General features: G+C 70.7%; 21 protein-coding genes. 9 read left to right on the top strand and 12 right to left on the bottom strand.

The annotated features are described in order from the left end of the window. Positions 1-102: 102 nt before the first annotated feature. From ASD23_RS02320 to ASD23_RS02330, 3 genes are read left to right on the top strand one after another with little or no spacing between them, the layout of a single operon-like run. Positions 103-1,551, top strand: a complete 1,449-nt coding sequence (locus ASD23_RS02320; protein WP_056005710.1) for an NAD(P)/FAD-dependent oxidoreductase — start codon at positions 103-105, stop codon at positions 1,549-1,551. After that, positions 1,548-1,922, top strand: a complete 375-nt coding sequence (locus ASD23_RS02325) for a cupin domain-containing protein (RefSeq protein WP_056005713.1) — start codon at positions 1,548-1,550, stop codon at positions 1,920-1,922. Before ASD23_RS02320 ends, ASD23_RS02325 begins: the two co-directional genes overlap by 4 nt. Positions 1,923-1,946: 24 nt before the next feature. Next, positions 1,947-3,323, top strand: coding sequence for an NAD-dependent succinate-semialdehyde dehydrogenase (locus ASD23_RS02330; protein WP_056005716.1), 1,377 nt, complete (start codon positions 1,947-1,949; stop codon positions 3,321-3,323). Between the two features lie 46 nt (positions 3,324-3,369). On the opposite strand, the gene ASD23_RS02335 is transcribed toward ASD23_RS02330, so the two are convergent. The 5 genes from ASD23_RS02335 to ASD23_RS02355 form a co-directional block, all read right to left on the bottom strand. Continuing rightward, positions 3,370-4,398 (bottom strand): hypothetical protein, encoded by a 1,029-nt coding sequence (locus ASD23_RS02335; protein ID WP_056005720.1) that lies wholly within the window; start codon positions 4,396-4,398, stop codon positions 3,370-3,372. After that, the gene (locus ASD23_RS02340; protein ID WP_056005727.1) at positions 4,392-4,901 is read right to left on the bottom strand and encodes a hypothetical protein; all 510 of its coding nucleotides are present in this window, start codon (positions 4,899-4,901) and stop codon (positions 4,392-4,394) included. The genes ASD23_RS02335 and ASD23_RS02340 overlap by 7 nt, the downstream gene beginning before the upstream one ends. 91 nt (positions 4,902-4,992) lie before the next feature. Further along, positions 4,993-5,712 (bottom strand): winged helix-turn-helix transcriptional regulator, encoded by a 720-nt coding sequence (locus tag ASD23_RS02345; RefSeq protein ID WP_056005732.1) that lies wholly within the window; start codon positions 5,710-5,712, stop codon positions 4,993-4,995. An 11-nt stretch (positions 5,713-5,723) separates the two neighbouring features. After that, positions 5,724-6,185 (bottom strand): VOC family protein, encoded by a 462-nt coding sequence (locus ASD23_RS02350; RefSeq protein ID WP_056007674.1) that lies wholly within the window; start codon positions 6,183-6,185, stop codon positions 5,724-5,726. 115 nt (positions 6,186-6,300) lie between these two features. Then, the gene (locus ASD23_RS02355; protein WP_327019771.1) at positions 6,301-7,971 is read right to left on the bottom strand and encodes a PucR family transcriptional regulator; all 1,671 of its coding nucleotides are present in this window, start codon (positions 7,969-7,971) and stop codon (positions 6,301-6,303) included. 115 nt (positions 7,972-8,086) lie between these two features. On the opposite strand from ASD23_RS02355, the gene ASD23_RS02360 reads away from it, so the two are divergent. From ASD23_RS02360 to ASD23_RS19380, 3 genes are all read left to right on the top strand, one after another. After that, on the top strand, positions 8,087-9,667 hold the full coding sequence (locus ASD23_RS02360; protein WP_056007680.1) for a CoA-acylating methylmalonate-semialdehyde dehydrogenase: 1,581 nt from the start codon (positions 8,087-8,089) through the stop codon (positions 9,665-9,667). Between the two features lie 13 nt (positions 9,668-9,680). After that, a complete protein-coding gene (locus tag ASD23_RS02365) occupies positions 9,681-11,093 on the top strand; it encodes an aspartate aminotransferase family protein (protein ID WP_056005735.1) in 1,413 nt (470 codons plus the stop codon). 133 nt (positions 11,094-11,226) lie between these two features. Continuing rightward, positions 11,227-12,720 carry a flavin monoamine oxidase family protein gene (locus ASD23_RS19380; protein WP_162248720.1) on the top strand — a complete coding sequence of 498 codons (1,494 nt, stop codon included), beginning with the start codon at positions 11,227-11,229 and terminating at the stop codon, positions 12,718-12,720. Here the strand turns inward: ASD23_RS19380 and ASD23_RS18740 are convergent. From ASD23_RS18740 to ASD23_RS02385, 4 genes are all read right to left on the bottom strand, one after another. Next, positions 12,617-13,390: a Pr6Pr family membrane protein gene (locus ASD23_RS18740; RefSeq protein WP_129231193.1), complete on the bottom strand. Its 774-nt coding sequence runs from the start codon at positions 13,388-13,390 to the stop codon at positions 12,617-12,619. The two genes, ASD23_RS19380 and ASD23_RS18740, sit on opposite strands and share 104 nt — an antisense overlap. Positions 13,391-13,431: 41 nt before the next feature. Beyond that, a complete protein-coding gene (locus ASD23_RS02375) occupies positions 13,432-14,259 on the bottom strand; it encodes an amino acid ABC transporter ATP-binding protein (protein ID WP_056005740.1) in 828 nt (275 codons plus the stop codon). Then, a complete protein-coding gene (locus ASD23_RS02380) occupies positions 14,246-14,908 on the bottom strand; it encodes an amino acid ABC transporter permease (protein WP_056005743.1) in 663 nt (220 codons plus the stop codon). Before ASD23_RS02380 ends, ASD23_RS02375 begins: the two co-directional genes overlap by 14 nt. A 117-nt stretch (positions 14,909-15,025) precedes the next feature. Further along, positions 15,026-15,841 (bottom strand): amino acid ABC transporter substrate-binding protein, encoded by an 816-nt coding sequence (locus ASD23_RS02385; RefSeq protein WP_056005745.1) that lies wholly within the window; start codon positions 15,839-15,841, stop codon positions 15,026-15,028. A 288-nt stretch (positions 15,842-16,129) separates the two neighbouring features. On the opposite strand from ASD23_RS02385, the gene ASD23_RS02390 reads away from it, so the two are divergent. Beyond that, positions 16,130-16,456, top strand: a complete 327-nt coding sequence (locus ASD23_RS02390; RefSeq protein WP_056005748.1) for a hypothetical protein — start codon at positions 16,130-16,132, stop codon at positions 16,454-16,456. A gap of 52 nt (positions 16,457-16,508) precedes the next feature. Here the strand turns inward: ASD23_RS02390 and ASD23_RS02395 are convergent, their stop codons facing one another. Genes ASD23_RS02395 through ASD23_RS02405 form a run of 3 tightly spaced genes read right to left on the bottom strand, consistent with a single transcriptional unit; the run spans position 16,509 to position 20,455 of the window. Next, positions 16,509-18,038, bottom strand: a complete 1,530-nt coding sequence (locus ASD23_RS02395) for an aldehyde dehydrogenase family protein (RefSeq protein ID WP_082571120.1) — start codon at positions 18,036-18,038, stop codon at positions 16,509-16,511. A gap of 24 nt (positions 18,039-18,062) precedes the next feature. Next, positions 18,063-19,259 carry an acyl-CoA dehydrogenase family protein gene (locus tag ASD23_RS02400; protein ID WP_056005751.1) on the bottom strand — a complete coding sequence of 399 codons (1,197 nt, stop codon included), beginning with the start codon at positions 19,257-19,259 and terminating at the stop codon, positions 18,063-18,065. Next, positions 19,256-20,455, bottom strand: a complete 1,200-nt coding sequence (locus ASD23_RS02405) for a CaiB/BaiF CoA transferase family protein (RefSeq protein ID WP_200941665.1) — start codon at positions 20,453-20,455, stop codon at positions 19,256-19,258. Before ASD23_RS02405 ends, ASD23_RS02400 begins: the two co-directional genes overlap by 4 nt. A gap of 187 nt (positions 20,456-20,642) precedes the next feature. Between ASD23_RS02405 and ASD23_RS02410 the strand changes: the two genes are divergently transcribed. Continuing rightward, positions 20,643-21,413, top strand: coding sequence for a FadR/GntR family transcriptional regulator (locus tag ASD23_RS02410; RefSeq protein WP_056005754.1), 771 nt, complete (start codon positions 20,643-20,645; stop codon positions 21,411-21,413). After that, positions 21,394-22,158 (top strand): hypothetical protein, encoded by a 765-nt coding sequence (locus tag ASD23_RS02415; RefSeq protein WP_056005757.1) that lies wholly within the window; start codon positions 21,394-21,396, stop codon positions 22,156-22,158. The genes ASD23_RS02410 and ASD23_RS02415 overlap by 20 nt, the downstream gene beginning before the upstream one ends. Positions 22,159-22,167: the final 9 nt, after the last annotated feature.

Below are 22,167 nucleotides of genomic sequence, written 5' to 3' on the forward strand. Positions count from 1 at the left end.
CACCGTGTCCGGCCGCGAGCTGATGTCGAGACACGACGAACTGGCGCGCGTGCACGCCCCGCGAAAGGATGGATGCACCACAACCGCATCGGAGTGATACCTGTGGGCACCACCGTCTTCGAACGACAGAAGCCGCCGGCATCCGTCATCGCCCATTCGCTCGAGCACACCGCCCGTTCGGTGTTCTGGCTCGACGACCTGCCCGAGGGAGCGGTGGGCGGTCGCCCGAAGCTCACCGGCGACCACGTCGCCGACCTCGTCATCGTCGGCGGCGGCTACACGGGCCTCTGGTCGGCGGTGCTCGCCAAGCGCCGCAACCCCGGGGCGCGCATCGTGCTCGTCGAGGCGAAGAGCATCGGCTGGGCGGCATCCGGTCGAAACGGCGGGTTCTGCGAGGCGAGCCTCACGCACGGCGATGAGAACGGCACGGCGCGCTGGCCGAAGGAGATGCCGACCCTCCACCGCCTCGGCATGCAGAACCTCGACGCGATCGAGGCGGCAGAGGCCGAGTACGGCATGGACTTCCACTTCGAGCGAACCGGCATGCTCGCGCCCGCGATCGAGGAGCACCAGGTCGAGTGGCTGCGCGACTGGCATGCCGAGGCCGTGAAGCAGGGCGAAGAGGGCGTCGTCTTCCTCGACGAGGCGGCCGTGCAGGCCTCCGTGGCCTCGCCGACCTACCTCGCCGGTATCTGGGAGCAGCGCACGAACGCGATGGTGCATCCCGCGCGCCTCGCATCCGAGCTCGCCCGCGTCGCTGAAGACCTCGGCGTCGAGATCTTCGAGCACTCGCCCGTCAAGCGCATCGACACCCCCGGCTCGACCGGCGCCGTCTCGGTGATCACCGAGAGCGGTCGCGTCGACGCCGCACACGCCGTGCTCGCGACGAACGTGTTCCCGTCGCTCCTGAAGCGCAACCGGCTCATGACGGTGCCCGTCTACGACTACGTGCTCATGACCGAGCCCCTGTCGGAGCAGCAGCTCGCCGACATCGGCTGGAAGGATCGCCAGGGCATCGGCGACATGGCGAACCAGTTCCACTACTACCGCCTCTCGAAGGACAACCGCATCCTCTTCGGCGGGTACGACGCGATCTACAACTACGGTCGCAAGGTGCGTACGGAGTACGAGAACCGCCCCGAGAGCTGGCAGAAGCTCGCGAGCCACTTCTTCACGACCTTCCCCCAGCTCGAGGGCCTGCAGTTCAGCCACCAGTGGGCCGGCGCGATCGACACGAGCACCCAGTTCACGGCGTTCTTCGGCACGGCACGCGACAACCGCGTCGCGTACGCCGCCGGCTTCACGGGCCTCGGCGTCGGCTCGACGCGCTTCGCGGCCGAGGTCATGCTCGACCTGCTCGAGGGTCGCGACAACGAGCGCACGCAGCTCGAGATGGTGCGCAAGCGCCCCCTGCCCTTCCCGCCCGAGCCCGCGGCATCGATGGGCATCAACGCGACCCGCTGGTCGCTCGATCGTGCCGACCACAACCGCGGCAAGCGCAACATCCTGCTGAAGACGCTCGACGCACTCGGACTGGGGTTCGACTCATGAGCGACGATCTCCGCCTCCTCGCGGGCGCACTGACGGATGCCCCGGGGCTCGTGCTCGAGCACGAACCCGTGCCTGCCGACCAGGTCGTCGCCGGCGCGCCCGCCACCGGCTACGCGGCGCTCGACTCGTCGGACGCCGGCGAGATCGGCGTCTGGGAGATGACGCCCGGCGCGATGCGCGACGTCGAGGTCGACGAGGTCTTCGTCGTGCTCTCGGGCGCCGCGACCGTCGAGTTCGAGACGGCGCCGACCGGGCGCGGTCATCTCGACCCGATCATCCTCGCCCCCGGCGCCGTCGTGCGCCTCGAGGCGGGCATGAAGACGATCTGGACCGTGCGCGAGACGCTGCGCAAGGTGTTCATCTCGCGCTGAGGCGCACTCCAGGAGGATCAGAGAATGGCGAAGTACCGAGTTCAGAACCCTGCGACCGGCGAGATCGTCGAGTCGTTCGATGCAGCGACCGACGCGGAGATCGAGCAGACCCTCGCGACGGCCGACACCGCCTACCGCGAATGGTGCGACCGCAGCGTGCAGGAGCGCGCAGCGGCGGTCAAGCGAGTCGCGGAGCTCTTCGTCGAGCGGAAGGACGAGCTCGCGCGACTCATCGCCGTCGAGATGGGCAAGTCGCTCGCCGAGTCGGCCGACGAGGTCGAGTTCGCCGCTTCGATCATCGACTACTACGCCGTCTACGGCCCGGGCCTGATCACCGACCAGGAGATCCCGAGCACGATCCCGGGCAAGGCGACCATCGAGCACCTGCCCGTCGGCGCGCTGCTCGGCGTCATGCCGTGGAACTTCCCGTACTACCAGGTGGCCCGCTTCGCGGCGCCGAACCTCGTGCTCGGCAACACGATCATCCTGAAGCACGCCGACATCTGCGCGCGCTCGGCGCTCGCGGTGCAGGCGATCATGGAGGAGGCCGGCATCCCCGTCGGCGGCTACCAGAACGTGTTCGCCTCGCACGACCAGATCGCGACGATGATCGCCGACCCTCGTGTGCAGGGCGTCTCGCTGACGGGCTCCGAGCGGGCCGGCGCCATCATCGGCGCACAGGCCGGACAGCACCTCAAGAAGTGCGTGCTCGAGCTCGGCGGCATCGACCCCATGGTCGTGCTCGACGCCGACGACGTCGCGAGCGTCGCGAAGGCGGCCTGGGACTTCCGCGTCTACAACGCCGGCCAGGTGTGCAACTCGAACAAGCGCCTGATCGTGATGGACGACATCTACGACGAGTTCGTGGCCGAACTGCGCCGTCTCGCGGAGGGGCTCGAGCCGGGCGACCAACTCGACCTCGGCGAGGGGCAGTTCGTGCCGATGTCCTCGCGCGCCGCCGCCGAGACCGTGAACGCCCAGGTGCAGAAGGCCGTGGCCGCCGGCGCGACGCTCGAGGCCGGCGGCGTACTGTCCGACGGGCCCGGTGCCTACTTCTCCCCCGCCGTGCTGACGGGCGTGCCCCGTGACTCGGAGTCGTACCGCGAGGAGATCTTCGGCCCCGTGGCGACGGTCTACCGCGTGCACAGCGACGAGGAGGCGCTCGAGCTCGCCAACGACTGCGACCTGGGCCTCGGCGGCTCCGTGTTCTCGACCGACGAGGCACGTGCAGCTCGTGTCGCCTCACGGCTCGAGGTCGGCATGACCCACGTGAACGTCATCGCAGCCGAGGCGGCCGAGCTGCCCTTTGGCGGCGTGAAGCGCTCGGGGTTCGGGCGCGAGATGGGCCCCGTCGGCATCGGCGAGTTCGCGAACCGCCGGCTCTCCTTCGTCGCGCGGTAGTCGCGGCGCGAGACGACGGGCGCCGCCGTTCCCGGAGTCCGAGACGTCAGGAACGGGCGAGCAGCGCGGGCCCGATGAGGATCAGTCCCGTCGACACCACGATCGTGAGGAGCCAGATCACGGTGAGGCCGGTGAAGCGGCCGGCCGTGCGGATTCTGGACCCGGCCTGGGCGACCGTGCCGGATTCCTCCGCGCGATCGTCGGCGTATCGCACCGCATTGCGGTGCACGCGCCTGCCGAGCAACTCCACGAGGTCGAAGACCGAACGCATCCCGTCCGGCGTCCACACCGGCGTTCGCGCGGGGAGGTAGACGTACATGCGCCGGTCGACCAGCTCGACCTCGGCCGTTCGGGCGACGTCCAGCAGCGCCGCCATGACGTTCGGCGTGAAGAGGTACAGCGCGTCGCGCTCGTAGCCCTTCGGGCAGTACAGCGTGAACGACCGGTCGAAGTCGCCCTCGAGCCCGAGCCGCACCGAATTCGGTGCTGCGCCGTCGATCATCGGCAGGATGCGCGAGCGTCGATTCTTGAGAAGGACGTGCGGCACCGCGGCCGGCAGCGCCAGCTCGACGAAGCGGAACGGCCTGCGGAAGTCGACGGCCGACTCGCCCCGCGGAGTGACCATGGTGTTCTGACCGATCAGGAACGTGCCGTGCGCGCCGTCGACGAAGATCGAGGCGCGGCCGACGTTCTGCTTCCCCGGAGGGAAGCCGACTCCCGCGCGCGAGTCGTTCCTGAGCTCGTCCGCATAGGCGAAGCCGTTCGCATTCGCGAATCGCGCGAGACGCGCCGAACGGGAGAATCCGACGAGCCACCAGCGCCAGCCCGAGACGACGAGCGCGAGTGCCAGGCCACCCACGAGGACCACGAGCCACCCGAATCGCGGGAACAGCCAGACGGTGGCGATGCCGAGACCGATCGAGGCAGCCGACCCGAGTAGGGAGACCCGCCACGGGCCCCATGCGCCATCCCGATGGGCCGCGTACGCGGCGAGGTCCTGCCGCCCCAACGGCGCATCGAGAACGTGGAAGTCGACGGGGCGCCGGTCGGCGAGCCGACCGTCTCCGGTCAGCATGCCACGAGCCACACCCTGTCGGTGCCGTCGTGCTGTGCGATGACCGCGACGTTGTCGTCGAAGTCGGACGCGTCGAAGACCTGGGCGGCGAACGCGTCCACACCGAAGCGGGTGCGGAACCACTGCGAGAGTTCGGTGCCCTGGACGCCCCGCCAGCCGAAGAAGATGTTCTGCTTTCCGTCGCGCGCCTTCCACACCTCCTTCTCGTTCTTCCGAACCAGTTCCACGGGCAGCTCGCCGGCGATGGCGGCCTCGATCGCGGCGAAGTCGGGCGTCACGACCGTCGGATCCCAGAGCAGGCCGACGCGGAACCCGGTTCCCTGTCCTCCCGGCGCCCGCAGCGCCCGGTACGCCCAGACCTTGCGGTCGGCGGCGGTCGTCCAGATCTCGTAGGCGGCCTTCGCCTTCTTCTTCGCCCCGAACACCTTGCTCTCGGTGCACACGGCGAGGAACGCCTCGGGGGACGTCAGCGACGTCTCGATCGAGCGGAGGTCGGTGGTCATGAATGCTCCTCGGAGTCTCGCAGCGCGCAGGGTCGACGCGCTCCGCATCACGTTACCGGGCAGGTTCTGCTCGAGACAGTGGCCCGAGATCTCAAGCCGCCACCGCGGAGGACGCGTCGTTCGACGGCCCCGCCGGTTCGATGCGGAAGGTGAGTCCGAATCGCGCGAGCAGCTCGGCGTCGCCCGCGAGCACGACAGCACCCGTGCCCGCGGCGTCGCCGGCCAGCACCCCGCGGAGCGCGACCGGCTCGAGCTGCAGTTCGAGCACGGCCGACGGCACGGGTTCGAACGCCGAGCGGCGACGCGGCTGCTGGAGCGCTCCGGGGCCCACCGGCACGACGTCGAGCGTGCCGCCGACGACGATCGCCGACACCGAGACGTCGCCGACGTGCAGCACGTATTCGGTGGGGGGCAGCGAGGCCGCGGCATCCGCTCGGAATGCGGCGCGCAAGCCGACCGCGAGCGCGTCGTGCGTGACCGTCTCGCCCTCTGCGGGCTCGCCGAGCACCGACCAGCCCCAGCGTGCGAGCGCGATGACGACCGGTTCGAGCCCGCGCCCGAGCGCGGTCAGCTCGTACCCGCCGCGCACGCTCGGCACGCGCCGCACCACGCCCGACTCCTGCAGTTCTTTGAGCCGGTCGCTCAGGATGTTGGTCGGGATGCGCGGCAGACCAGCCTTCAGGTCGCCGTAGCGTCGCGGCCCGACGAGCAGGTCGCGGACGATGAGCAGCGCCCATCGATCCCCGACCCGCTCGAGAGCGCGAGCGACTCCGTCGTACTGGCCGAAGCCGCGCGCCCCGCGTGTCGCCATGCGGTCGCGGGTCAGGCCGAGGCCGACGCCGCGGCCGAGCCCTGCTCGGCCAGGTAGGCATCGGGCCCCTGCTCGGCGGCAGACGGGTCCATGTAGAGGAAGCCGAGGATGTTGCCGTCGGGGTCTTCGAGGTCGCGCGAGTACATGAAGCCGTAGTCCTGCGCCTCGCGCGGCTCGGTGCCGCCCGCAGCGAGTCCCGTTGCGAGCACCGCGTCGACCTCGTCGCGCGAGTCGCGGGTGAACGCGATGCTGGTCTGCGCGTGCGTCTTGGGGTCGATGATCTGCTTGTCGGTGAAGGTGGCGAGGTAGTCGCGCGTCAGCACCATGAAGTAGATGTTCTCGTCGAGCACGACGCACGCGGCGTTGTCGTCGGTGAAGTTCGGGTTGATGCTGAACCCGAGCGCCTCGTAGAAGCTCTTGGAGCGCTCGAGGTCGGTCGTGGGCAGGTTCACGAAAATGCTGGTCGCGGTCATGATCTCCTCCATGGGATCGTCAGTGGTCACCGGATGATTCGCCTCTAGCTTGCTCTTTGCAAGTGCACTTGTCAATAGCAAGTAGAGCAGAGATCCGATCCCGTCCGACACCCGCTCAGCGCACGACGCTCCGCCGCACGAGCAGGGCCAGGTGCAGCGCCGTCAGGGTCTCGCCGTCATCGAGGTCGACCCCCAGCAGATCGCCGATGAGCGCGAGCCGCTGGTAGAACACCGAACGCGAGAGATGCGAAGCGGATGCCGCGGCGGTGCGGTTGCCCGGGTGCGCGAGCACCGCGCCCAGCACGTCGAGCAGGTCGCCCTTGCGTGCGAGGTCGTAGTCGATGAGGGGCTCGAGCATGCGCTCCCCGTGCTCGAGGAGCCGATGGTCGTCGCGGAGCGCGGTCACGAGCCGCATGAGCGGACGGTCGTCGGAACGCCGCACGACCGGTCCACGTGCCGAGCGCGAAGACGGACCGCGAGCCAGGTCGACCGCCTCCTGCACGGAGCCCAGCAGCGCGTCGAGGCCGCTCGCCTCGGAGCCGACCGCGAGCACGAGCCGGTCGAGCAGCACCGCGTCACCCGAGGCCAGTGCGCTCGCGAACGCTCGCACCGCTGCGTCGTCGAAGACGCGCGAGGACGGCAGCGAGAGCAGCACGATCGTCGCCGTCGGGGCGGCACCGCTCTCGGGCGCCGCCCCGGCGAGCGCCCGCCCGCCGAGTTCGCGAGCCGCGGCATCCGCTGCCGACGCCGTCACCGCGCCACCCGTCGCCACGACCCCGAAGAGTCGGGCGCCCTCGAGTGGCAGGCCGGCGGCCTCGATGCGCGCCGACGCCGCGGGCAGGCCGGCGAATCGCCCGTCGAGCAGGCCGTCGACGAGTCGCTGGCGGCCGATGCGCACCCACTCGTCGCTGGCGCCATCGGCGAGTCGGCCGAGTGCGAGCGCGATCGCACCCTGTTCGAGCACGCTCGTGCTGCCGGCTGGGTGCGCCGGCCCCGGCAGGGCGATGAGATGACCCCAGCGGATGCCCCGCGCCTCGACCGGCACGATCAGCCACTCGTCGGCAGAGGCCCCGCCGCCGAGGCGCCGCTGCTCGTCGTGTCGACGATGCGCGGCCCGCGACCGGGACTCCCAGCGGGTGAAGAGCTCGACCTCGGCGGCGAGCGGCACCTCGGCGGCGACGACCTCGTGGGCGAGGTTCTCGAGCACGACCGCGGCGCCGAGCGTCTGGGCGAGCTGCTGCACGATGAAGTCGGGAGGTGAGCCGCGCAGGGCGAGTGCCGTGAAGCGCTCGCGCACCTCGTCGCGGGCCCGCAGCGCCGCCGTCTGCACCGAGATGATCCGGCTGTGCACCGCCTCGGTCAGGGTGACGAACTTCACCTCGCGGTGGAGCGCGACGAGGGCGAGCCCGTGCTCGCGCGCCGCCGTCTCGACGACCGCGGGCACGTAGCGGTAGTGCACGCCGAGCTCGAGCACGAGGCCCGCCACGCCGACGTCGACGAGCCCGCCGATGAACGCCGTGAGCTCGCCGGGATCGGTCGGCCAGCCCGATCCGGTCGACAGCAGCAGCTCGCCGCCGTTCAGGAGCCGGGCCACGCCCGCACTGTCGGAGACGTGCGCCCAGCGCACGTGGGCGTCGAGCGCGTCACCGCCCGAGAGCACCTCGGGGATGCCCTGCGCGACCGCGGGGATCGTGAGGATCTCGCGCACGGTCGGGAGTCCGTCATCGGCGGGCTCGAGCACCGGACGGTTCGTCTGAATCGCCTCATCTTCGCGACGATCTGCCACCGGAGTCGCCTTTCTTCCTCTGTCACACTGGGAATACGAAGCATACTCAATGTCGGCCATTCTGTCCGGCGTCGGTACCGAAACGCCCGCGGGCATATCAGTGAAGGACCTGCACATGAGCATCACCGAGACCGCTTCCTCGCCTGCATCAGCCCCCGACGTGCGGCTCATCGGGCACTGGATCGACGGCGCGCTGCGCGCGTCGACCTCCGGCCGCACCGCCCCCGTGTATAATCCCGCGACGGGCGCCGTGCAGGCCGAGGTCGCGCTGGCCGACCAGGCCGAGATCGACGCGGCGATCGCGTCCGCGCAGGCCGGCTACGAGCTGTGGAGCGGCTACTCGATCGCGAAGCGGCAGGGCGTCATGTTCGCGTTCCGCGAGCTGCTGAACTCGCGCAAGGGCGAACTCGCGGCCCTCATCACCACCGAGCACGGCAAGGTCGTCTCCGACGCGATGGGCGAGATCATGCGCGGCCAGGAGGTCGTCGAGCTCGCCACCGGGTTCCCCAACCTGATCAAGGGCGCCTACTCCGAGAACGTCTCGACCGGCATCGACGTGTACTCGCTGAAGCAGCCGCTCGGCGTGGTCGGCATCATCAGCCCGTTCAACTTCCCGGCCATGGTTCCGATGTGGTTCTTCCCCATCGCGATCGCCGCCGGCAACGCCGTGGTGCTGAAGCCGAGCGAGAAGGACCCGTCGGCGGCGCTCTGGCTCGCCGAGCTCTGGAAGGAGGCCGGCCTCCCCGACGGCGTGTTCACCGTGCTGCAGGGTGACAAGCTCGCCGTCGACGGCCTCCTCACCTCGCCGATCGTGCAGTCGATCTCGTTCGTCGGCTCGACCCCGATCGCCCAGTACATCTACGAGACCGCGTCGAAGCACGGCAAGCGCGTCCAGGCCCTTGGCGGCGCCAAGAACCACATGCTCGTGCTGCCCGACGCCGACCTCGATCTCGTCGCCGACCAGGCCGTGAACGCCGGGTACGGCGCCGCCGGCGAGCGCTGCATGGCGATCTCGGTCGTGCTGGCCGTCGAGCCGGTCGCCGACGAGCTGATCGGCAAGATCAGCGAGCGCATCGCGAAGCTGAAGATCGGCAACGGCGCCGGCGTCGACGCCGGTGACGGAACCCTCAGTGAACCCGACATGGGCCCGCTCATCACCGAGGTGCACCGCGACAAGGTCGCCTCCTACGTCGACATCGCCGAGACCGACGGGGCGACGATCGTCGTCGACGGCCGCGGGTTCACCGTCGACGGCCACGAAGACGGCTTCTTCTTCGGTCCGACCCTGATCGACAACGTGCCCACCACCTCGCGTGCGTACACCGAGGAGATCTTCGGCCCGGTGCTCTCGGTCGTTCGCGTGAGCACCTACGACGAAGGCCTCGACCTGATCAACTCGGGCCAGTTCGGCAACGGCACCGCGATCTTCACGAACGACGGCGGCGCAGCACGCCGCTTCCAGAACGAGGTGCAGGTCGGCATGATCGGCATCAACGTGCCGATCCCGGTGCCCGTCGCCTACCACTCCTTCGGCGGGTGGAAGCAGTCGCTCTTCGGCGACGCGAAGGCCTACGGCGCTCACGGCTTCGACTTCTTCACCCGTGAGAAGGCGGTGACCGCCCGCTGGATCGACCCGGCCACCCGCAATGACTCCGCACACGGCGGCATCAACCTCGGCTTCCCCCAGAACCACTGATCGGAGCAGCGCCATGACCGACACCATCACCGCCGAGACCGAGGCCGTCCACACCGACCGGTTCGGCACCGTGCATCCGCTGCCCGACGCCGCCGCCGAGGCCCAGGTCCGCGCTGAAGACCGAGCGCACGTCTTCCACTCGTGGAGCGCGCAGGCCCTCATCGACCCGCTGCCGATCGCCGCTGGCGAGGGCTCGACGTTCTGGGACTACCAGGGCAACGCGTACCTCGACTTCTCGTCGCAGCTCGTGAACCTGAACCTCGGGCACCAGCACCCCGACCTCGTCGCCGCGATCCAGCAGCAGGCCGGTCGCCTCGCGACCATCCAGCCGTCGATGGCGTCGGATGTCCGCAGCGAACTCGCCCGTCGCATCGCCGAGGTCGCCCCCGGCGACCTCGACAAGGTGTTCTTCACCAACGGCGGCGCCGACGCCAACGAGTACGCCGTGCGCATGGCGCGCGCCGTCACCGGTCGCCGCAAGGTGCTCTCGATGTACCGCAGCTACCACGGCGGCACCGCGACCGCGATCTCACTGACGGGCGACCCGCGCCGCTGGGCGAACGAGCCCTCCGACGGGTCCGTCGCCCACTTCATGGGCCCGTACGCGTACCGTTCGTCGTTCCACTCGGAGGCCCCCGAGCAGGAGGCCGAGCGCGCGCTCGCGCACCTCGAGCAGCTCATCGTGCTCGAGGGCGCGAACACCATCGCGGCGATCATCATCGAGACGATCGTGGGCACCAACGGCGTGCTCGTGCCCCCGCCCGGCTACCTGCAGGGCGTTCGCGCGCTGTGCGACAAGTACGGCATCGTCTACATCGCCGACGAGGTCATGGTCGGCTTCGGCCGCATCGGCGAGTGGTTCGCGGTCAACGCGTTCGACGTCGTGCCCGACCTCATCACCTTCGCGAAGGGCGTGAACTCGGGCTACGTGCCGCTCGGCGGCGTGGTCATCTCGCAGAGGATCGCCGGGCACTTCGACACGGTCGCCTTCGCGGGCGGGCTCACGTACTCGGGTCACCCGCTCGCGTGCGCCGCCGGTGTCGCGACGTTCGAGGTGTTCGAGCGCGACGGCATCCTCGAGCGCGTGCGCGACCTCGGCTCGCGCGTCGTCGAGCCGCGCCTCCGCGAGATCGCGGCGAAGCACCCGTCGGTCGGCGAGATCCGCGGTGCCGGACTGTTCTGGGCGATCGAACTCGTGCGCGACCCTGCCTCGCGCGAGCCGCTCGTGCCCTTCAACGCGAGCGGGGCGGATGCCGCGCCGATGGCGGCCGTCGCCGCCGCCTGCAAGCAGGCGGGACTCTGGCCGTTCATCCACTTCAACCGGATGCACGTGGCACCGCCGCTCGTCATCACCGAGGAGGAGCTCGTGCGCGGGCTCGACATCATCGACGAGGCGCTGACGATCGCCGACGGCTACGTCGTCTGACGCGTTCCCCGCTGACGCGCCCTGCCGGATGCAGGGGATCCGGCGGCACACGGCTCTCGAGCCCGGTGCCACGGGGTCCCCTGCATCTCGTCGTTCCGGGGTTGGTGCCGGGCCGTCGGCTAGCCTGAATCCCATGGATTCACGGGGGGCGCCCGGCGGCATGGGCCGGCGAACCTTCATCGCCGCCTCGCTCTCGAGCGTCGCGGCACTCGCGCTCGCGAGTTGCACCTGGCCCGAACCGAGCCCGACCCCGCCGCCCACGACGGCGCCCCCGACCACGGCACCGCCCGCGCCGACGAACGGCGTGCCCCTGCCGACGGCGATGCGCCGCTCGCGCTGGGGTGCCGATCCCTTCTCGCGCGGCGCGTTCAGCTTCGACTCCGTCGGGAGCACGCCCGAGCTTCGGCAGGCGCTCGCCGAGCCGGTCGAGAGCCGGCTCGTCATCGCCGGCGAGGCGACCGACCCCGACCACCCCGGCACGCTCGAGGGTGCGCGCGCCTCGGGCATCCGCGCCGCCGCCGACATCGCCCGACTCGGCACGGCCGGCGAACGCGTGGCGGTGGTCGGGGCCGGACTCGCGGGGCTGACGGCCGCACGAGCCCTCGTCGATGCGGGCTTCGAGGTCGTCGTGCTCGAGGCTCGCGACCGGCTCGGCGGACGCATCCACAGCACCGATGCCACCGGCTTCGAAACCCCTGTCGAACTCGGCGGCGTGTTCACGGGCGACGACGAGGATCTCATCGACGCGCTGCACGAGGCATCCGTCGACACTGTGCCGTTCGCGCCCGACGTCTCGGCGACGACCACGACGGGTCTCCGACTGCCGATCCCGCCCACGGGCCCCGACGCCATCGCGACCGCGCAGGAGTGGGCCGCGGTGCAGCCGAACGACGTGTCGCTCGCGACGGCGCTGACGGGCTCGGGCGCGACGCCGCTCTCGGCCGTGCCCGACGACGCGGGCGTGAGCCCCGCCGACTGGCTCGCGCACTCGATCAATAGCGGGGTGGCGCCGACGACCGGTGCGATCACCTCGGTGATCTCGGCGGGGCAGTACGACGCGGACCGCGTCGGTCAGCTCGGCGAACTCGTGACAGGCCGGTTCTCCGACCTCGTCGACGCACTCGCCGAGCCGCTCGAGATCGCCGTATCGAGCGTCGTCACGAAGATCTCGTACACCGACCGCCGGGTCAGCCTGCGTCTCGACTCCGGCGAGTCCCTCACCGCCGATCGCGCCGTCGTCACCATTCCGATCGGGGTGCTGAAGACCGACACCGTGCGCTTCAGCCCGGCGCTGCCGCTCATGCACCAGCGGGCGATCGCGGTACTCGGCATGGGACTCCTCGACACCGTGTGGCTGCGATTCGACGAGGCCTTCTGGCGAACGGATGTCGCGGGAGCGCCGGATGCCCCTGGCTCCCCCGACCTCGCCACCCCGAACGTGCTCACCGTCGTCGGCGAGACCTCCCCGGTCGCGACCTGGATCGACGTCGGCCTCGCGACCGGCGAACCGGTCCTCATGGGTCTCATCGCTGCAGTGCAGGCGACTCGACTCGAGGAGCTCGACGATCCGGCGTTCCAGGCCGAGGTGCTGGGCGCGCTCGCGCCCTTCGCCACAGCATCCGGTTGATCGCGACGAGCCCGGCCGTCAGCGAGACGAAGATCGCGAGCACGAGCAGGCAGTAGACGGCGACGCCCATCGGCCCGCCGACCTGCGCCTCGTCGAGGAAGAAGTACGGATACCAGCCGACGTCCGCCCCGCGGAACAGCGTGTAGACGAGCCAGATCGACGGGAAGACCAGCACCCAGCCGACGGTCGACCAGGGCACGCGCGGGTTCACGGCCATGATCGCGTCCGTCGTCCACGCGATGAGGGCGAGCGCCGGCACGATGAAGTGCAGCACCGTGTCGGACCACGGCACCTCCATGCGGTAGTCGCGCGTCGAAGCCTGGGCGACGATGACGGCGAACACGATGCCCGAGATGAGCACATACACGGTGACCATGGTGCGGAGGATCCCGAGCCAGGCGGGGTCGCGCGGCGTGAAGAGGGCGAAGGCGGCTGCGATGCCGAGCGTCACGACCGCGGCGAACGCCGACTGCACGGTGAAGTAGCTGAAGAAGTTCGCCGTCGCGAAGAGCCGGAAGCCGAGCACGTACTGGAAGTTGCCGATGAGCGCGACGATCTCGAGGGCCGCGATCAGCAGGCGGAAGACCCCGAGCCATCGCCTGGCCCGCTGCATCCGCTTCGCCTCGTCAGCGCTGGTCTCCTCAGCGCTGGTGCGTCGCGAGCGGGCCATGCTCCAACGCTAGCCGTCCCGCCGCGGCGTGCCCCGCTCCGCTACTCGAGCGGCGGAGCCTCGCCGTCGTCCTCGAGCGGGCGAAGGATGCGGTCGAGGAAGCGCCGGGTGCGCTCGTGCGTCGGGTTCGTGAAGATCGCGCCGGGCGCGCCGCGCTCGACGACGACGCCGCCGTCCATGAACAGCACCTCGTCGGCCGCCTGCCGTGCGAAGCTCAGCTCGTGGGTGACGACGACCATGGTCCAGCCCTCGTCGGCGAGCTCCTTGATGACCTGCAGCACCTCGCCCACGAGTTCGGGGTCGAGCGCGCTCGTGGGCTCGTCGAAGAGCAGCAGCTGCGGCTTCAGGGCCAGCGCCCGCACGATGCCGACGCGCTGTTGCTGCCCGCCCGAGAGCTCGAAGGGGTAGGCGTCGCGCTTCTCGGCGAGGCCTACGCGGTCGAGCAGGGCGGATGCCTCGGCGATCGCCTGCTTCTTCGGCACCTTCTGCACGCGCACCGGGCCCTCGATGACGTTCTCGATGACCGTCATGTGCGGGAAGAGGTTGTGCTGCTGGAACACCATCGCCGAGCGGTCGCGCAGCGCGTAGCGCTGGGCCTTCGGCACCGGTGCCGCGAAGTCGATGACCGGGCCGCCGGCGAAGTCGATCGTGCCGGCGCTCGGCGTCTCGAGGCCGTTCAGCGAGCGCAGCACGGTGGTCTTGCCCGAACCGCTCGGGCCGATGAGCACGACGACCTCGCCGCGCCGCACCTCCAGGTCGATGGAGCGCAGCACCTCGTTGTCGCCGAACGACTTGCGGATGCCCCGTGCCGAGAGCAGCACCGAGTCATCCGGCGTCGCTGCAGGGGCGAGCGGATCAGTGGGCGACATAGCGGTCCAATCGCTTCTCGAGCAGGTTCTGCCCGCTCGAGAGCACGAGGCAGAACAGCCAGTAGATGAGCGCCGCCTCGATGTAGATGAGCAGGAACTCGCGGCTGAACGCCGCGATCTCCTGCGCCACCCGGAACATCTCGGTCACGAGGATGAGCGAGGCGAGCGAGGTGTCCTTCACGAGCGAGATGAAGGTGTTCGACAGCGGCGGCACCGAGACGCGTGCCGCCTGCGGCAGGATCAGCCGGGTGAGCGTCGTGCCGGGCGACATGCCGATCGTGTACCCGGCCTCCCACTGCCCCTTCGGCACCGAGAGGATCGCCGCCCTGATCACCTCGGCCGCGTAGCCGCCGACGTTGAGCGAGAACGCGATGATCGCGCTCGGCCACGGGTCGATCGTGATGCCGATCGACGGCATGCCGTAGAAGATCACGAACAGCTGCACGAGCAGCGGCGTGCCGCGGATCACCGAAATGTAGAACCTCGCGATGCCGCTCAGCACCCGGTTGCGGCTGAGGCGCATGAGCGCGACGCCGAGCGCCAGCACGAGGCCGAGCGCGAAGGAGGCCACCGCGAGCGGGATGGTGCCGCTGATGCCGCCCCAGAACAATGGCCAGAACGAGTCGAGCGCGAGCTGCCAGTCGGTCATCGCCTCACCGCCTTCCGGAATGCGGCGGATGCCGCGAACCCATGATTCCACCCGGGCGTGGTCGCCCGCGCGAATCAGGGGCGGATCGCGACATCCGCCGGTGTGTGCGGTCGAGCGCTACTGCGAGACGTCCTCGCCGAAGTACTTCTCGCCGAGCTCGGCGAGTACGCCCTCCTCGCGGAGTTCGGCGAGCGCCGCGTCGACGGCCTTCACGAGCGCGGTCTTGTCCTTCGCGAAGGTGAGGGCGCTCTCGCTCGGGTCGGTCTCGGCGGCGACGGCGAGCTTCGCATCGGGCGTCTGCTTGAGGTAGTCGAGGTAGGTGAGCTTGTCGTTGACGGTCGCGTCGACGCGGCCCTGCTCGAGGAGGGCGACGGCCTGCGCCCAGCCCTCGACGGCCTCGACGTTCGCGCCGGCGTCGACTGCGAGCTGGTAGAAGTTGCTCGTCAGCGACTGCGCCGTGGTCTTGCCCGCGAGGTCTTCGAAGCTCGAGATCGAGTCGTCGCCCTCGTTCACCACGACGACGCTCGGCGACACCGTGTACGGCGTCGAGAAGAGGTAGCTCTCTTCACGCTCGGGGTTGATCGACACCTGGTTCGCGATGACGTCGAAACGGCCCGCGTCGAGGCCCGCGAAGATCGCGTCCCACTGGGTCTCCTCGAACTGGATCTCGAGGCCGAGCTTCTCGGCGACGGCCTCCGCGACCTCGACGTCGTAGCCGACGAGCTCGCCCGCGCCGCCCTCGTGGAACGTGAAGGGCGGGTAGGTGCCCTCGGTCGCGACCGTCAGCGTCCCGGCCTTCACGAGTCCGTACTCGTCGCCACCGGCTGCTTCGCTCGCCGCGGGCGCTCCGCTCGAGCAGGCGGCGAGGGACACGAGGGCGGCGGATGCTGCGGCGAGGCCGAGCAGGGTGCGGACGCGGGGTGCGCGAGACATGTGGAGCTCCGTTCGTGGGGAGTGCTGAGCGGCGACGTGGTGCCGTGCCGCGGGGTCGAGTCCATCACGGCCTCGCCCGTCAGGGAAACGGCGTTACCTCTCGTTTCATTTCCGAATCCGCTGGATTCGCAGCTTCCGATCACATTCCGCGCGCGGCATATCGTGTCGGCGTCCGCTTGTGCAAGCCCTTCCGCCGCATGATCACCGGTCGATACGCTGGCCGCGGCGACGGAGTTCCCTCCGTCGTCGTGGTGCCCCCCACACCGATCGGAAGGAAACCTTCACCCCGTGATCACCCTGTCATGGCTCCTCATCATCGCGCTCGTCGGCGGCGCACTCGCGCTCGTCGACGGCATCCGACGCCTCAGAGGGCGAGGCAGCTCCGTCGTCGGCATCATCGAGGTCGTGGTCGCTGCACTGTTCGTGCTGTCGCTCTTCCTGCCCGGGATCCCGTTCGGATCGCTCGTGCTCGGCATCGCCACGCTCGTCGTGCTCGTCGTCGCGCTCATCGTCCGCGGTCGCACCAGCCTCGCGGTCACGATCGCCGCGATCGTGCTCGTCGCGCTCTGGCTCGTGCTCGTGAACCGCTGGCTCGTCATCCCCGGCATCAACTGAGGGCTGACCAAGGGGGCGGCCATGCGGCCGCCCCCCTTCGTCGACTCGAGCGCTACTCCGCCGGCGCCGCGGCGAGCACGCCGTCTTCGCGGCGCGGGATGCCGAGCGGGTTGCCGTCGGTGAGCTCGGGCGGCAACACAGCGGCAGGGGCGTCCTGATAGGCGATGGGCGTGAGCCAGCGGCGGATCGCCGTCGCCCCGACCGAGGTGTGCACCGACGCGGTCGTCGCGGGCCATCCGCCGCCGTGGTGCTGCGCCCAGGCGATCGCGACGCCCGTCGGCCAGCCGTTGTAGACGATGCGGCCGGCGACTCGAGCGAGCGCGCTCGTGAGTTCGACGACGTCCTCGCCCGGAGCGTGGTGGATCGTGCCGGTCAGGGAGCCCTCGAGCACGGCGAGCGCCGCATCGAGCGCGGCGTCGTCGGCGTAGCGCACGAGCACGGTGAGGGGTCCGAAGCACTCCTCGAGGAACGCCTCGCGAGCGGCGCGGAAGTCAGCGACCGTGGTCGCGACGACGACCGGGGCCGAGGCATCCGCGGCACGGCCGCCGGCGAAGACGACCTCGATGTCGTCGCGCCCGGCGAGGGCCGCCGAGCCCGCGTCGAAGGCGCTCGCGATGCCCTCGGTGAGGAGTGCCTGCGAGGGCGCTTCGACGAGCGCGGCGACGAGTTCAGCCTCGAACCCCGAGCCCTCGGGCACGAAGACGAGCCCGGGCTTCGTGCAGTACTGGCCGCCGTCGCGGGTGAACGAGCCCGCGAGGCCGGCGGCGATGCCCGCGACATCCGCGACGGCTGCGGCCGCCGTGACGACGACCGGGTTGATCGAGCCGAGCTCGCCGTAGAACGGGATCGGCGCTGGCCGTGCCGAGGCGAGGTCGAAGAGCGCGCGCCCGCCGCGGGTCGAGCCGGTGAATCCGACGGCGGAGACGAGCGGATGCCGCACGAGCGCGACGCCCGCGTCGAAGCCGTCGACGAGGGCGAGCGCCGCCGCGGGCGCACCTGCCCCGGCGAGGGCGTCTCGCCCGATCTCGACGACCCGCCGCGACAGTCGCGGGTGACCCGGGTGCGCCTTCACCACGACCGGGCAGCCTGCGGCGAGCGCCGACGCGGTGTCGTTGCCGAGCACCGAGAACGCGAACGGGAAGTTCGAGGCGGCGAAGACGGCGACGACCCCGAGGGGGCGCAGCATGCGTCGCAGGTCGGGGCGCGGCGGCGTGAGGGAGGCGTCGGGCGAGTCGAGCGTCGCTTCGAGGTACGAGCCCTCGAGGGCGACGCCGGCGAAGAAGCGCAGCTGGGTCGCCGTTCGGGTGACTTCGCCCGTGAGCCGCGCCGGGCTCAGGTGCGTCTCTTCCGCGGCCAACTCGACCAGTTCATCGCGGTGCGCTTCGAGCGCCTCGGCGAGCGCGGTGAGCCACCGGGCCCGGTCGGCGCGCGATGAGCGATCGAAGCCGGATGCCGCGGCGAGGCGCACCGCGATCTCGACGGCCGCCCCGGGATCCGTCACGATCGCATCGTCGCCGTCGTCGCGTCGCTCGTCGCGCGGCGCGATGCCTGCGGCATCCGTTGCCCTGCTCGTCTCACCCATGTCGTCCTCCTGCAGGTCTCGAGGTCAGAACGCGTTCAGCCCGGTGAGCTCGCGCCCCAGGATCAGCTGGTGGATCTCGTCGGTGCCCTCGTACGTGCGCACTGACTCGAGGTTCGCCGCGTGCCGCATGACCGGCCACGCGTTCGTGATGCCGTCGCCGGCGAGGATCGCCCGCGCCTCGTGTGCGATCGCGAGCGCCTCGCGCACGCTGTTGAGCTTGCCGACCGAGATCTGCGCGGGCGTGAGCGCGCCGCGTTCCTTCAGGCGCCCGAGGTGCAGTGCCAGGAGGATGCCCTTCTCGACCTCGAGGAACATGTCGGCGAGCTTCGCCTGGATGAGCTGGTTCGCACCGATCGGCTTGCCGAAGACCTCGCGCGACGTGGAGCGCTCGATCGCGGCCTCGAGGCAGGAGCGGGCCGCACCCATCGCGCCCCAGACGATGCCGTAGCGAGCCTCGTTGAGGCAGCCGAACGGGCCGCTCAGTCCGCGAGCGCCCGGCAGGATCGCGTCGTCGCCGACCCGCACGCCGTCGAGCGCGATGTCGCACTGCACCGAGGCACGCATCGAGAGCTTGCCGTCGATCGGCGTCGCCGTGAAGCCGGGCGTCGAGGTCGGCACGAGGAACCCGCGCACCGCGCTGCCGCCGTCGCCGAACGCGCCCGACGGGTCGTCGACCTTGGCCCAGACGACGGCGACGTCGGCGAGCGAGGCGAGGCCGATCCAGCGCTTCGCGCCGTCGATCACCCAGCCGTCGCCGTCGCGGCGCGCGGTCGTGGTCATGCCGGCGGGGTCGGAGCCGCCCTGCGGCTCGGTGAGGGCGAAGCATCCGACGAGGTCGCCGGCGGCCATGCCCGGCAGCCACTGCTGCTTCTGCTCCTCGGAGCCGTACTTGTGGATCGCGCTCATCGCGAGCGAGCCCTGCACCGAGACGAAGGTGCGCCAGCCGCTGTCGGCGGCCTCGAGTTCGAGGCACACGAGGCCGTACGAGACGGCACCCGCGCCGGCGCATCCGTAGCCCTGCAGGTGCATGCCGAGGAAGCCCAGGTCGCCGAGCTCCTTCACGAACTCGCGGCGGAAGTGCTTGGCCTCGAAGTCGTCTTCGATGACGGGCAGCAGTCGCTCCTGTGCGAAGACCCGCGCCTTCTGCTGCCATTCGCGCTCCTCGGCGCTGAGCAGGGCGTCGAGGTCGAACACGGCGTCGATCGTGGGGGCGGTGGTCATCGGTGCGGTCCTTTCGAAGGGGTCTGGTGCCAGTCGGCGCCGGCGTGCTCGTCGAGCGCGGGCGGCGTGCTGCGGTACACGGCGGGGCTCGCCGAGAGGCCGATCGGGTTCGCGATCGTGCGACTCGCGGCACCGCCGTCCGGGGAGACCGGAGCGCCGATCTCCGCGACCGGTTCGAGGCCCAGGGCCGCTCCGAACGCGATCGCCTCGGCGACGTCGTTCACGAGACCGGCGGGAACGCCCGCGGCGCTGAGCACGTCGACCCAGTGCGCAGCGGATGCCGCGGCCAGCCGCTCCTCGATCGCCGCAGTGAGCTCGACCCGGTGCGCGACCCGGTCGACGTTGCCCGCGAACCGCGCGTCGCCACTCAACTCCGGAACGCCGAGCACCTCGGTGAGCGCCCGGAACTGCTTGTCGTTGCCCACGGCGATCACGAGCTCGCGGTCGGCAGCGTGGAAGACGGCGTACGGCGCGATGCTCGGGTGCGCGTTGCCGAGGCGCTGCGGCGGCGTGCCCGTCGCGAGTGTCGATGCGGCCTGGTTCGTGAGTGCGGAGAGCAGACCCTGCAGGAGGTTGACCTCGACGCGCTGGCCGAGCCCGGTGCGGTCGCGCTCGCGGAGGGCGAGCAGGATGCCGGCGACGGCGTTCTGCCCGGTGAGCACGTCGACGAGCGCGACGCCGGCCTTCGCGGGCTCGCCGTCTGCGGGGCCCGTGATCGACATGAGCCCTCCGACGGCCTGCACGAGCAGGTCGTAGCCGGCGAGGGCGGCGCCCTCCCCCGTGCCGAAACCCGTGATCGAGCAGTAGACGATGCCGGGGTTCAACGCGCGCACCTCGTCGTACGAGAGCCCGAAGCGATCCATCACGCCGGGGCGGAAGTTCTCGACGACGACGTCGGCGGAGGCCGCGAGCCGCCGTGCTTCGGCGAGCCCTTCTGCGTCGGTCAGGTCGAGGGCGACCGAGCGTTTGTTGCGGTTGACGCTGCCGAAGTAGGTGGCCTGCCCGCGGGCGTCGACGGGTGGGCGCCAATGCCGGGTGTCGTCACCGGCGAGCGATTCGATCTTCACGACGTCGGCGCCGAAGTCGGCGAGCATCATGGTGGCGTAGGGGCCGGCGAGCACCCGCGAGAAGTCGGCGACGCGCACGCCGGCGAGCACTCCGTCGTTCGGCCCGTCGTCGGCCCGTCGCTCGTGCATCCCATCCGCCTTCGCATGTCGGCGGCAGGTCACGCCGCCCAATCATCCTATATCGATTCTTTTGTCACCGCTCGATCGGTCGGTACGCCTGCGACACCGCCTGCCTCACCGCTCCGAGCGATCGTCGCAGGATCGCCTGACAAGCCGTGGTGAGATTCCGGGCGAGTCGCTCGACTAGCCTGAACGCATGGAGTCGAGGGTGGGGCCTGGTGCGCGCGAAGCCGTCTTCGCCCAGCTCGCCGATGCCGGCCGCGCCGAGCAGGTCGCGCAGCGCCTCACCGACGGCATCGTGCTCGGCGTGCTCGGCGCGGGCGAACGCCTGCCGAGCGAACCCGAGCTCGCCCGCCGATTCGGCGTCGCGCTCATCACGGTGCGCGAGGGTCTCGGCATCCTCCGGGAAGCCGGCCTCGTCGAGACGCGCCGCGGTCGCGAGGGCGGCAGCTTCGTCGTCGCCGACGACGCCGACCACCGCTCCCTCATCAGCGCCCGGCTGCGCGGGCTCGCACAAGTGGAACTCAGCGACATGGCCGTCTACTTCGGCGCCATCCTCGCCGGCATCGCCGAACGCGCCGCCGAACGCGCGTCCGCCGCCGACGCCGAGCGCCTCGCGGCGTGGCTCGCCGCGGCCGACTTCGGCACCGCGGCATCCGCTCGCACGAACCAGGGCGGCTTCTTCCTCGAGGTCGCCGTGCTCAGCCAGTCGGCCCGGCTCGTGCGCGAGCAGATCCGGCTGCAGGCGGAGTTCGGCCCGCTCCTCCTCCTCGGCCTCGACGACGACGAACAGCGAGCGGATGCCGCGGCGCACGACCGCCGCATCGTCCGCGCCGTCGCGGCGCACCGCCCGGCCGAGGCCCGCGAGGCCGCCGGGGATCTCGTGCGCGGCCTCTCGGTCCCCCTCCTCGCGGCGAAGGCCAGGGTCGAACGGGGAGGTGCGCTCGATGAGCCGGTCAGCGCGTGACGTCGCCGCCTCGGTCGGCGCGGTCTTCACGGGCGTCTTCGATCAGCTCGCCGCCTGGCGCGCCCCGGTCGAGCACCTCATCGACGGCGCTCCCGAGGTGCGCCCGGCAGCGCTCGACACCCTCGTCGCCGAACTCGTGCTCCCCCGCCTCACCGAGCCGCATCCGCTCCTGGTCGGCGCCGGGTTCATCGCCGACGGCGAGATCGTGCGCGGGCGCGACGTGCACTTCGCTTGGTGGCTCGGCCCGCTCGACGCGAATCCCGTGCTCGGCTCGACGACCGAGCCGACGCGGCTCGACCTCACCACGCGCGGCTACACCGAGTACCTCCGCGACTTCCGCGCTCTCGAGTGGTACCGCATCCCCGCGACGACGAGCCACGCGCACGTGACCGGCCCGTACGTCGACCACCTCTGCACGTGCGACTACATCCTCACGATGACGATGCCGGTGCACGCGGTCCATCCCGCCGATGGCGGCGCACCCGGCGGCACCCGCATGGTCGGCGTCATCGGCGCCGACGTGTCGGTGCGCCGGCTCGAGAGCGAACTGCTCGCCGGGTTCCTCGACGTGCCGGCACCGGTCGCGCTCGTGAACGAGGAGGGTCGTGTCGTGCTCTCGACCGAACCGGCACTGCAGGTCGGGCAACTGGCCGACCTCGACGGCGCCGGCGAGCCGTGCCCGGGCACTCCGCTCCGAGTGCTCGTCGACCCTGCGTCATCCGGGTCGATTCGAATCATCCGCTGATATATCTTT

The sequence above is a fragment of the Agromyces sp. Root1464 genome, from assembly GCF_001427265.1.
Lineage (GTDB): Bacteria > Actinomycetota > Actinomycetes > Actinomycetales > Microbacteriaceae > Agromyces > Agromyces fucosus.

Coding starts and splice junctions, on each gene's coding strand:
- ASD23_RS02415 (WP_056005757.1), top strand. CDS start 21,394: ATGAGCCGGTCAGCGCGTGACGTCGCCGCCTCGGTCGGCGCGGTCTTC.
- ASD23_RS18740 (WP_129231193.1), bottom strand. CDS start 13,390: ATGGCCCGCTCGCGACGCACCAGCGCTGAGGAGACCAGCGCTGACGAG.
- ASD23_RS02360 (WP_056007680.1), top strand. CDS start 8,087: ATGAGCATCACCGAGACCGCTTCCTCGCCTGCATCAGCCCCCGACGTG.
- ASD23_RS02380 (WP_056005743.1), bottom strand. CDS start 14,908: ATGACCGACTGGCAGCTCGCGCTCGACTCGTTCTGGCCATTGTTCTGG.
- ASD23_RS02395 (WP_082571120.1), bottom strand. CDS start 18,038: ATGGGTGAGACGAGCAGGGCAACGGATGCCGCAGGCATCGCGCCGCGC.
- ASD23_RS19380 (WP_162248720.1), top strand. CDS start 11,227: ATGGATTCACGGGGGGCGCCCGGCGGCATGGGCCGGCGAACCTTCATC.
- ASD23_RS02330 (WP_056005716.1), top strand. CDS start 1,947: ATGGCGAAGTACCGAGTTCAGAACCCTGCGACCGGCGAGATCGTCGAG.
- ASD23_RS02325 (WP_056005713.1), top strand. CDS start 1,548: ATGAGCGACGATCTCCGCCTCCTCGCGGGCGCACTGACGGATGCCCCG.
- ASD23_RS02405 (WP_200941665.1), bottom strand. CDS start 20,455: ATGCACGAGCGACGGGCCGACGACGGGCCGAACGACGGAGTGCTCGCC.
- ASD23_RS02410 (WP_056005754.1), top strand. CDS start 20,643: ATGGAGTCGAGGGTGGGGCCTGGTGCGCGCGAAGCCGTCTTCGCCCAG.
- ASD23_RS02340 (WP_056005727.1), bottom strand. CDS start 4,901: ATGACCACCGACCTCCGCTCGATCGAGACGTCGCTGACGTCCCCCGAG.
- ASD23_RS02345 (WP_056005732.1), bottom strand. CDS start 5,712: ATGGCGACACGCGGGGCGCGCGGCTTCGGCCAGTACGACGGAGTCGCT.
- ASD23_RS02365 (WP_056005735.1), top strand. CDS start 9,681: ATGACCGACACCATCACCGCCGAGACCGAGGCCGTCCACACCGACCGG.
- ASD23_RS02375 (WP_056005740.1), bottom strand. CDS start 14,259: ATGTCGCCCACTGATCCGCTCGCCCCTGCAGCGACGCCGGATGACTCG.
- ASD23_RS02335 (WP_056005720.1), bottom strand. CDS start 4,398: ATGCTGACCGGAGACGGTCGGCTCGCCGACCGGCGCCCCGTCGACTTC.
- ASD23_RS02400 (WP_056005751.1), bottom strand. CDS start 19,259: ATGACCACCGCCCCCACGATCGACGCCGTGTTCGACCTCGACGCCCTG.
- ASD23_RS02350 (WP_056007674.1), bottom strand. CDS start 6,185: ATGACCGCGACCAGCATTTTCGTGAACCTGCCCACGACCGACCTCGAG.
- ASD23_RS02385 (WP_056005745.1), bottom strand. CDS start 15,841: ATGTCTCGCGCACCCCGCGTCCGCACCCTGCTCGGCCTCGCCGCAGCA.